This is a genomic window from Massilia consociata (assembly GCF_042432755.1).
Lineage (GTDB): Bacteria > Pseudomonadota > Gammaproteobacteria > Burkholderiales > Burkholderiaceae_D > Telluria > Telluria consociata.
In genome coordinates this window covers 1-6731 of the sequence record NZ_JBHLWP010000037.1, presented here as the reverse complement: position 1 = coordinate 6731, position 6731 = coordinate 1, and the positions used below count along the sequence as shown (strand labels likewise).

Below are 6731 nucleotides of genomic sequence, written 5' to 3'. Positions count from 1 at the left end.
ATTATGCAGTGTTTCGCGTTTCTCGTCAACCCCTCGTTCGCTTCGTCGCAGATTTTTTCTGCCGGTCTTGTCAACTCAACCACTTGATTTCGTTGAACTTTTCGGCCCGTGCTTTGCAGCACTCCCCGAAGCGGAGGCGAATCATAGCAAAACCCGGTGGGCCTGCGCAAGTCCTTTTGCACGGCCGGCTTCCGCTTCCGTACAACGCTGCGCGCATGCTGCGGCTATGATGGCGATCCAGTTAATTTTCCCGTCCACCATGCGTCACCGTCTTGCTCCCTCCCCACTCATCGCCGGCCTGCTCGCTACGCTCGCTGCACCTGTTCTTGCCCAGTCGACTTCCAGCCCTGCTGCGGTGGTGGTCGTGAGCGGTTCTCGTACCGAACAGGAAAGCTTCGACCTTCCTGCCGCGGTCAGCGTGATCGATACCGCACGGGTCCATGCGGCCCAGCCGCGGGTCAACCTGTCGGAATCGCTCGTCGCCGTTCCTGGCGTCGTCGTGCAGAACCGCCAGAACTATGCGCAAGACCTGCAGGTGTCCTCGCGCGGCTTCGGCGCCCGCTCCTCCTTCGGCGTGCGCGGTGTGCGCCTGATTGCGGACGGTATCCCGGCAACGATGCCGGACGGGCAAGGCCAGGCGGCGACCTTCAACCTCGACATGGCCGAGCGCATCGAGGTGCTGCGCGGTCCGTTCTCAGCCTTGTACGGCAACCATTCCGGCGGCGTTATCCAGCTATTCACCCGTGACGGCGCCGGTGCGCCCCGTGTCGAGCTGTCGACGATGGCCGGCAGCGACGGCATGCGCAAGACGGACATCAACACCCAGGGCGAGGCAAACGGTGTCGGTTATGTCATCGACGCTTCGCGTTTCGAGACGGACGGCTACCGCGCGCACAGCGCGGCTACGCGAGACCAGGCGTACGCCAAGCTCACGATGGCGACTGGGCGCGACGGCAAGCTGACGGTCGTGGCGAATTCGCTCGAACAGGACGACACGCAAGATCCGCTCGGCGTCGCTTGGGCGACGTTCGAGCGCGATCCGCGCGCCGGAGAAACCGACCCAACCGATACCCATTCGCCGCAGCGTACCTTTGCGCAGCGCTACAACACGCGCAAGAGCATTGACCACCAGCAGATCGGCCTGAACTGGCAACAGCGCTTCGGCCCGCATCGCCTGCAGCTGACCGTCTACGGTGGCAACCGCCGCGTCGTGCAGTACCAGTCATTCTCGCGCGCCTTCCAGCAGCCCTCCACCCATTCGGGCGGCGTCATCGACTTCGACCGCGACTTCCGCGGCGCGGATATCAACTGGCAGGATGTGCGCACCCTCGGCGCCGGCACCCTGCGCACCACCTTCGGCCTCGAGTATGCCGACTCGGAAGACGCACGCCAGGGCTTCGAGAATTTTGTAGGTAACGAATTGGGCGTGAAGGGACGCCTGCGCCGCGACGAGAGCAACCGCCTCACGAGTACCGATCCTTATGTGCAGGCGCAGTGGGAATCGGACGGCTGGGTCCTGACCGGCGGGCTGCGGCACACGCGCTTGAAGGTGGGCGTCAACGACCGCTTTACTGCCAATGGCGACGACAGCGGTGGCACGACGTATAACGGCGCCGCGCCGGTCATCGGCATCCTGCGCAAGGTCTCGCCGTCGCTCAACCTGTATGCGAGCGCGGCGCGCGGGTTTGAAACGCCGACGCTCAACGAGCTGTTTTATTCGCCGGCAGGTGCAGGCTTCAATTTCGGCCTCGCGCCGAGCCGCAGCGTCCATCTGGAGGCCGGGGCCAAGGCCATGCTCGGCGCAGGGACGCGGCTCGATGTCGCCCTGTTCCAGGCCCGCACGCAGAACGAACTCGTGGTCGACGCCTCGAGCGGCGGACGCACCAGCTACCGCAACGCCGGCAAGACGCTGCGCCAGGGACTCGAGCTGTCGCTGTCCTCGCACTTCTCCGGCGGTTGGCACGCGCTCGCCTCCGCGAACCTGCTGCGTGCGATCTACGACGATGGCTTCGGCGCGATCCCCCGCGGCAACCGGCTGCCGGGCGTGCCGCGCGCGAGCCTGTTCTCCGAACTGGGGTGGACCGCCGCCGACGGCGCCATCGGCGCCGCAGTGGAGGCGCAGGCCAGCAGCAAGGTGCATCCGGACGATGCCAACACGGCGGTGCCGGCGCCGGGCTACGGCATCCTGAATGCCCGGGTCCAGGCCCGCCAGCAGCTGGGCCGCTGGCAGTTCAAGGAGTACCTGCGGGTGAACAACCTGCTCGACCGCGACTACGTGGGCTCGGTGATCGTCGCGGAGTCGAACCGGCGCTTTTATGAAGCTGCGCCGGGCCGCACCTGGATGCTCGGCTTCAGCGCGCAGTACCAGTTCCGGTAACGGTTCCGGCAGCGCCTGCCGTCGCCGGCGCCTGCGTCGGAACCGGCGCCGGCAGCGCGACAGCTGGATACAGGCGCGCCAGGACGGCGTCGAGCGCCGGCACGACCGCCTTCTCCGCGATCGTCACTGCCGCCTGCTGGTCGGGCGCCTCGCGCAGCGCGCGCCACAATGCCGGCAGGTCGCCGGCGTGGGCGGCGACCGCCTGCTCCACCTCCGCCTGCCAGAACGGCGGCGCCTCGCTCTCGACGTAGTTTCCCCTGCCGCGGCCGAAGTGGGCCACGGCCAGATAGCGCAGCAGTGCGCCGTGCAGCAAGGTCTGCAGGAAGGGGTCGGCAAACTGGACGGTATGCTCGTTGCGGTCGGTGCTGACGTTAAAACCCCACGCCGCACCGGCCATCGTCAGGGCGCCGACGATCGCGCCCAGCAGGGCCCCGCCGCCGAGCGTCAGGCCGCCCGCCATCAGGTCGGCCGACAGGCCGGTCGCCGCGCCCGACACCACGGCTCCCAGCAACCCGGCCTGGGCCTTGTCGACCGGTGCGCGCACGGCGAAATTCTCGCGCACACGGGTATTGATGGCGGCCACCTGGCCCGGATCGAGCCTGTGCAGGACCAGCATGCGGGCAGTGGTTCCACTGATTTCGTCGTTCAGCCGCTGGACCAGCGCCGCCATGGCCACTTCCTGCCGCTTTTGCTCGCCCTTGCTCAAGCCGACCGCCTTCAGCGCCGAGCGCAGCAGCCCTGTTCCTTCGCCGGCCACGGCCTGGCGGTCGCGCGCGGCAAAGGCGATCAATTCGGCCACCAGGCGCAGCGCATTGCGGTAGCGCCGCAGGTTGGCTGCCTCCCATGCCGCCAGCAGCCGGGCATAGCCGGCCTGCCTGTCCGGCTCGATCAGCTTGCCGATGGCCTCGTAAAAGACATGCTCGTGCACCCAGCAGCGTGCAAAGGCGTCGAGCGGCAGGACTTCCTTCACGACGGCGAACTGCGCCAGGTGCTGTCTCCAGCGCTGCAGCTCGGCCGCTTCTTCGCCGCCCGGCCGTGGCGGCCCCATCTGGTTGAGGAGCACGGCGACCGGTTTGCCGAGCCACTCGAGGATCTTCATCTCGGACGGCAGGTAGCCGGCGTCCTGGGGCGATTCGGACGAATTGACGAGATAGAGCACGACGTCGGCTTCTTCCTTGGCCGCACGCAGCGCCTGCTGGCTCAGCCAGAAAGGCTTGTCGCGGTAACGGTCGAACACCTCGCGCAGGAACCAGCCGATCGGGTTGCCCGACATCGACAGGCGTTTCAGAAGACGGACGGAATCCCCGAAGCCGGGCGTGTCCCACAGCATGAGCGAATCGCCCTGCTCGCTTGTCTGCAGCAGGTGCGCTTCGGCGAACTGCGTCACGTGGGCGGCGTCGCGCACTTCGCCCACGTCCATGCCCACCAGGGTACGGGCCAGAGTGGTCTTGCCGTTGTTCGTGTGCGAGACGAGCGCGAACTGGATCCTGACGGGCGCCTCGTTCATCGCAGCTCCGGCAGCGTGATTCCTGCGCCCAGTTCGACCGGGTACTTGTCGGGCTGGACGAGATTGACGAAGGTGGCCGAGGTGCCGTGGAAGCTGCAGAACTGGCGCCATAGCGCGGTGCGTTCGGCAATGCGCGCGGCGCTGGCTTGGTCGCCAATGCGCTCGACCAGCGGCGACTCGTCGACCAGCACGGCGACGCCGCGTCGCACGCGCTTGCCGAGATAGTCGAGCACGGCCCCGTGGTTTTCCTTTTCGGGCGTCGCGGCAAGGCTGAACAGCACCGCCGTGACGGTGACGCCTGCCTCGTCGAGCGCGGTGTCGTTCAATGCTTCTTTCGGATCGATGCCGTAGCCGATCGCGGGACGCAGCTGGACGCGTGCCTGCGCTCCCAGCGCGGCGGCAGCCAGTGCCCACAAGCCGCGGTCGCGCGCTTCGTCGAGGGTATAGCTGTAGGGGAGCACGCGCAGCAGGGCGGGGGTTCCGGCGCCGATGCTGTCGGCCAGCTTGCGATAGTAGGGTTGGTCCAGGTCGAGGGGGAAGTTGCGCTTGAGCCGTCCTGCTCGCACGGCAGCGAATGCCGCGAGCACGAGGCGCGGCAGGACGACCAGCAGGAACAGGGTCGCCGCATACAGGTGCACCCAGCGTTCTCCGCCGGCCGCCGTGAGCGGACGGCCAAAGCGCAGCAGCTCGATCTCGGCCAGCGAAAAACCCTGGAGCATTGGGAAGACGCTCATCGCCGGCATGAACAGCCAGGACAGCAGGGTGTGCACGTCGCGTCCGTCCAGGAAGGTACTCTCCCATCCGACGCCGTACTGTGTCAACAAACCGCGTGCATACAGGGAAGCGATGGCGCCGAGTGCGAACGCGGCGGCGGCAAGGTGGACGGTGCGGCTCAGCCTCGCGCGGGTCAGGGGTTCGCTCGCGAGCGCCCAGTCGCCCATGAAATTCGTGACTCCGGCCGCAAGCGCCGCCGGAAGTTTGCGCGGAACCGCCGCCTTGCCGACGCTCAGGCGGCGCAGCAGGCCCGGACTGGCCCATCCGCGGCGCCTGCCTGGAATCAGCATCGATACGAGCAGCAGCACATACACGAGCAGGTTCCAGCCGATGATTGCCAGCAGGGGGGCGGACAGCAGGTCGATGCGGTGCGGGTCAGCGATCCGGTCCAGTACCGCGCCGGAGACGAACGCGAGGAAAGGCAGGGCCAGCCACAGGCCCGACAGTCCGAGCCGGCGCTGCGCGAAGCTGCCGAAGGCCGGGGTGCGTTCACCCAGCCGTTTTAATATCTGTTCGGCACGCTGCTGCAGGAAGTGATGTTGCGTCACGGGCCCCTTGCTGTCGGCCGCCTGCCATGCGGCGAGCTCCTTCGCGCTGCGGCTCGCATACTTGCGGTCATCGTCGCTCAAGACCTCGTGTCCGCTGTCGGCTGTCTCGATAGCGCGCACCAGCAAGACGTTGCGTGCGACCTGTTCGTTCATGCTTCTCCTGTCCGTGATTGAAATGGCAAGGCCAATACCTGCATTGTGCCGCAGATTCGTCTTGGCGACCGGTACACGTCTGGAGTCAGGTAACAAGGACAGGCGTAAAAAAACCCGGGAATCCCGGGTTGGTCAAGTACTCGTCCAAAAATGGCGAGTACTTCGGCACCAGTCGATTCAGCTGCCCGGGTTTTTCTTGTTCGGTTTGCTGCCGAAATCCGAAGCAGGCAGGTCCGGGCGCCCCTGGAGCCCCTTCGCGCCACCCTTGCCGGAGTCGGATTGCTGCGAACCTGCGTGCTGGTACTGTTCGATGCCGCCGGCCCCGGACTGCTGGGGTTCGCCGAGGCGGTTCTGCTCGGCCTGTGCCTGCATCCGCTGACCACGCTGGCGTGCGCTCCAGCCGCTGTGGACAGCGCCTGCTCCGCCACGCTGGCCGCGGCCGAGGTCGGACTGTTGTGAACCGGTGTGGGCCGTCTGGAAAGGTGATGAAGGACCACCCGGCATGACGGCACCGGGGGCGCGCGTCTGCAGGCTGCCTTCGGCAACGGTGACGCCTTTCGGCTTGTGGATCCCGCGCGAACGGTTATCTCCACCCAGGTTTTTTTCCTTTGACTTCATGATCGATCCTCCGCTTTGCTGAACCAATGGGTCGATCATGCGCGCCGACAGTGCTGGGATGTATAGGAGAAGACTCCGAGCCGGTGTAGGAATCTCCGTACGGACTCAGTCAAGTATTCGGCCTCGGACTTACTGACCAGGTGGGGGTTCCCATAGCTCGACCTTGTTGCCTTCCGGGTCAAGTACCCAGCCGAACTTGCCGAATTCCGACGCTTCGCCATCACCGAGCACATTGCAGCCTTCAGCACGCAAGGCCGCCAGCAGCGCTTCGAGGTCTGCAACACGGTAGTTGATCATGAAAGGAGCCGTACTCGGCATGTAGTTTTCCGCCTCCATCCGCGAAATGCTCCAAATCGTGGTGCCGGGCGCCGGTTTGCCGTCTTCGCCGGCCCAACTGAAGGCAGCACCGCCCCATTCCTGCACGTCGATGCCGAGATGGTTTTTGTACCAGGCGCGCATCCCCTGCGGGTCCCTGGCCTTGAAGAAGATTCCACCGATACCTGTTACGCGCTTCATGCACGCTCCGTTGCGAGAAGGTCAATACGGGAAGTCTACCGCGTGGCGCGTGCTCGGGATACTGAAGCGAGATGAAAGTATGGACACCGTTTTGATTGATGGAGTTCATGCTGGGAGCGAGAACCGGCGTGGTGGAGTCGGGCGCCGGTTCGTGCGCCCAAAGCAAAAAACCCCGCAGAGATCACTCTGCGGGGTTTTTCATATAACTAGCCTGACGATAACCTACTTTCACACTGGT

5 protein-coding genes are annotated in these 6731 nt (G+C 65.7%); 1 reads left to right on the top strand and 4 read right to left on the bottom strand.

From position 1 onward, the window contains the following. The first annotated feature begins 259 nt into the window (after nucleotides 1-259). Entirely contained in the window at nucleotides 260-2377 is a 2118-nt protein-coding gene (locus ACFFJK_RS22380) for a TonB-dependent receptor family protein (RefSeq protein WP_379681869.1), read from the top strand. On the opposite strand, the gene ACFFJK_RS22375 is transcribed toward ACFFJK_RS22380, so the two are convergent. The 4 genes from ACFFJK_RS22375 to ACFFJK_RS22360 form a co-directional block, all read right to left on the bottom strand. Beyond that, the gene (locus ACFFJK_RS22375) at nucleotides 2352-3884 is read right to left on the bottom strand and encodes a DUF3482 domain-containing protein (RefSeq protein WP_379681868.1); all 1533 of its coding nucleotides are present in this window, start codon (nucleotides 3882-3884) and stop codon (nucleotides 2352-2354) included. The genes ACFFJK_RS22380 and ACFFJK_RS22375 overlap by 26 nt on opposite strands. Beyond that, nucleotides 3881-5359: a DUF2868 domain-containing protein gene (locus ACFFJK_RS22370; protein ID WP_379681867.1), complete on the bottom strand. Its 1479-nt coding sequence runs from the start codon at nucleotides 5357-5359 to the stop codon at nucleotides 3881-3883. The genes ACFFJK_RS22375 and ACFFJK_RS22370 overlap by 4 nt, the downstream gene beginning before the upstream one ends. 177 nt (nucleotides 5360-5536) lie before the next feature. Beyond that, complete coding sequence (locus ACFFJK_RS22365; protein WP_379681866.1) at nucleotides 5537-5977, bottom strand: hypothetical protein; 441 nt, start codon at nucleotides 5975-5977, stop codon at nucleotides 5537-5539. Nucleotides 5978-6106: 129 nt separating this feature from the next. Next, the gene (locus ACFFJK_RS22360) at nucleotides 6107-6493 is read right to left on the bottom strand and encodes a VOC family protein (RefSeq protein ID WP_379681865.1); all 387 of its coding nucleotides are present in this window, start codon (nucleotides 6491-6493) and stop codon (nucleotides 6107-6109) included. Between the last annotated feature and the right edge of the window lie 238 nt (nucleotides 6494-6731).